Annotated in this window: 5 protein-coding genes and 1 pseudogene; 3 read left to right on the top strand and 3 right to left on the bottom strand. The window is 74.3% G+C overall.

The features are described 5' to 3' along the window. Window positions 1–73 precede the first annotated feature (73 nt). Complete coding sequence (locus ABT106_RS31785; RefSeq protein WP_351284479.1) at window positions 74–322, bottom strand: hypothetical protein; 249 nt, start codon at window positions 320–322, stop codon at window positions 74–76. 465 nt (window positions 323–787) lie between these two features. On the opposite strand from ABT106_RS31785, the gene ABT106_RS31780 reads away from it, so the two are divergent. The 3 genes from ABT106_RS31780 to ABT106_RS31770 are packed head-to-tail and all read left to right on the top strand — an operon-like array spanning window position 788 to window position 2309. Next, the gene (locus ABT106_RS31780; RefSeq protein WP_351284476.1) at window positions 788–1336 is read left to right on the top strand and encodes an RNA polymerase sigma factor; all 549 of its coding nucleotides are present in this window, start codon (window positions 788–790) and stop codon (window positions 1334–1336) included. Continuing rightward, window positions 1327–1962, top strand: coding sequence for an Asp23/Gls24 family envelope stress response protein (locus ABT106_RS31775; protein WP_351284473.1), 636 nt, complete (start codon window positions 1327–1329; stop codon window positions 1960–1962). Before ABT106_RS31780 ends, ABT106_RS31775 begins: the two co-directional genes overlap by 10 nt. Next, the gene (locus tag ABT106_RS31770; protein WP_351284485.1) at window positions 1959–2309 is read left to right on the top strand and encodes an Asp23/Gls24 family envelope stress response protein; all 351 of its coding nucleotides are present in this window, start codon (window positions 1959–1961) and stop codon (window positions 2307–2309) included. The genes ABT106_RS31775 and ABT106_RS31770 overlap by 4 nt, the downstream gene beginning before the upstream one ends. Window positions 2310–2327: 18 nt before the next feature. Here ABT106_RS31770 and ABT106_RS31765 read toward each other — a convergent pair whose 3' ends face one another. Together ABT106_RS31765 and ABT106_RS31760 are read right to left on the bottom strand one after the other, a co-directional pair. Further along, window positions 2328–2453, bottom strand: a complete 126-nt coding sequence (locus tag ABT106_RS31765) for a hypothetical protein (protein ID WP_351284482.1) — start codon at window positions 2451–2453, stop codon at window positions 2328–2330. Next, window positions 2417–2511, bottom strand: a pseudogene (locus tag ABT106_RS31760) (dihydrofolate reductase family protein); the annotation flags it as partial. The gene ABT106_RS31765 and the pseudogene ABT106_RS31760, both read right to left, overlap by 37 nt.

The following is a 2511-nucleotide window of genomic DNA, read 5'->3' as shown; positions in this document are numbered from 1 at the left end:
CCGCCCGGGCCCCCCCCCGGGGGGGGCCCCCCCGGGGGGGGGCGCGCGCCCCCCCCGCGGTGCTGTCCGGGTGTCAGCCGCGGACGTTGAAGTGACCGTACTCCGCGTGGTCCCGCTCGCCCTCGCCCGCACACGACGAGGTCCAGACGGGACCGATGCGCGCCGGAACCCCGGCGGCCGCCGAGCAGGTGAACGCGTAGCTCGAGTGCCCGCCGGAGAAGGCTTCGCCCTCGACGCCCTCATTGGCCAGGGAGGCACCGGCGCCTCCGAGCAGGATGCCCGCGGCCAGGACGGAGACGGTGAGGGCAGAGCGCATGCGCATGACTACTCCAATGGATCTCTGGAAGACGCGCCGGGAAGGACGCGTCGGCCCGTTCAACGTCACGGAACGTCACGAGAAACGGTCCACCACTCCAATGGCCGATCAACGGCGACAGGTGGGTTCATCGCACCGCACGCGCGGGCGGTGAACTCCCGCACTCCCCCACGGGCCGTCGGCCGCCCGCCGTGAAGTGCGCTCGTGCCGACGGAGGTTGCGGGAACCCGGGCGGGTGACGCTGTGTCATCAGGAGGTCGTCCGTGCTCCTCGAAGACGCCACCGCCGAAGGGGGTGTCCGCGTCCGTCACGGGCCGGGGCAGTCCCCCGACGCACCGGTTCCGAATGAGGCGGACACGAGGATTCCGCCGGCGGGCCGTAACGAAGTCCCGCCGGTGGTGTCCAACGAGGTGACGCGAAAGGAGCCGTGGCGTGACGGCTGAGCGGGACCAAGGCCCACACCGGCCGGGGGTGGCGGAGCATCCGGACGACGCGCTGCTGACCGTACGGGCGGCCGAAGGCGACGAGGAAGCCTTCGAAACGCTGGTCCGCGGCCACGGGCCCGCCATGCTCCGGCTGGCGGCCAACCTGCTGGGCAGCAGGTCCGAGGCCGAGGACGCGGTCCAGGAGGCCTTCGTCAGCGCCTGGCGCAAACTGCCCGAGTTCCGCGGCGACGCGGGATTCGGGACCTGGATGCACCGGATCGTGACCAACCGCTGTCTGAACACGCTGCGCTCGCGGCGGCCCATGGCCGACCTCGACCAGGTGCCCGAGCAGCCCGCGCCCGATCACCTGAACTCCCCCGCACGCGCGGCGGAGTCCCAGGCCGCGGTCCGCGCGCTGGGAGAGGCGATGGCCCTCCTCTCGCCGGAACAGCGCGCCTGCTGGGTCCTGCGGGAGATCGAGACGATGCCGTACGAGACGATCGCGGAGATGGTCGGAATCAGCCAGGAAGCCGTACGGGCCAGAGTCTTTCGTGCTCGGCGCTGTCTGACGGAGGCGATGGGCGCATGGCGATGAACGAACCCGAGTACGCCCCGGACGCCGGGGACGACGGACTCCTGCCCTGCGGCAGGGACCTCGCGACCCTGTGGGACCGGTGGCAGCAGGGCCCGCGGGGCGCCGCCGACCCGCACACGACCGACTGCCCGCACTGTGCCCCCGCCCTCGCGGATCTCGCGCGGCTGCGCGACGTCGTGCGCCGCGACGGCGAGGAGACCGGTACCGGCCGGCAGGCGGACGCGTCCCGGCTCGCCGCGAACATCATGGACGTCGTACGCCTCGAACTGCGGCCCGGCCGCACCCTCGCACTGGGCGACGCGGACGAGGACGCCTGGATCCACGAGGCCGTCGCCGCCCGCGCCTTCCGCGCCGCGGCCGAGCGCGTCCCGGGCGTCCGGGCGGGAAGCTGCCGCGTCGGCCCCGAACCCGGCCGCGAACCCGGCTCCGGCGAACGGCCCCGGACACCGGCCCGGGTGCGGATCGAGGTCACCGCAGGCGCGGCCCGCGACCTGCAACGGACCGCGGACCGGATCCGCCGGCAGATCGCGGAGGCCGCCCGGCAGGACCTGGGCATGCGGATCACCTCCGTCGACGTGGTCGTCACCGACCTCCACCACGAATCCCCCGATGAGGACCCGCGATGACGAACACGAACAGCGGCGGACCCGCGCCGTCCCCGGCCGTGATCGGCGAGGCCGTGCTCGGTGTCCGGGGCGTGGCGTTCCTGCGGCCCGCGCTCGGCGAGCGCCTGCGCTTCGCCGCCGCGGCGGCGGTCCCGGGGCGCGCGCCGTCCACGCCCCGCCACGCGTCGGGGGTCAGGATCAGCGCGGCTCGCGGTGACCGGGCGGCGGCCGTCGACGTCCACGTCGTCCTGCTGCGCGGGTACCGCGCCCTCGACGTGACGCGTGCCGTCCGGGAGGCGGTGCGCACGTCGTACCCGGACGCGGCACGGACGATCCCGGTGCACGTCGTCGTGACCGGGATCGTGTGAGGCGCACCGCCCGGCGGTTCAGCCCGCGGCGCCCGGCAGGTACGCGTCCAGCAGTACGAGGACCAGGACCCACCCCGCGAGGGTCGCGGCGACCGCGCCCACCCGGGGTCGCCGGTCGGCCAGTACGAGCTCATCGTGTGCCACAGCTTGCGCCCGTACAGCGACAGGTCGGTCGCCCGCAACTGGTCGGACCAGAACTGGA

Source organism: Streptomyces sp. NPDC002044 (assembly GCF_040296725.1).
Classification (GTDB): Bacteria; Actinomycetota; Actinomycetes; order Streptomycetales; family Streptomycetaceae; genus Streptomyces; species Streptomyces antarcticus.
Note: the sequence above shows the minus strand (reverse complement) of the source record. Positions and strands in the feature narration are given on the sequence as shown.

Bases quoted from the DNA above. Each gene is read 5' to 3' on its own strand.
- ABT106_RS31785 (WP_351284479.1), bottom strand. From the start codon at position 322: ATGCGCATGCGCTCTGCCCTCACCGTCTCCGTCCTGGCCGCGGGCATC.
- ABT106_RS31775 (WP_351284473.1), top strand. From the start codon at position 1,327: ATGGCGATGAACGAACCCGAGTACGCCCCGGACGCCGGGGACGACGGA.
- ABT106_RS31770 (WP_351284485.1), top strand. From the start codon at position 1,959: ATGACGAACACGAACAGCGGCGGACCCGCGCCGTCCCCGGCCGTGATC.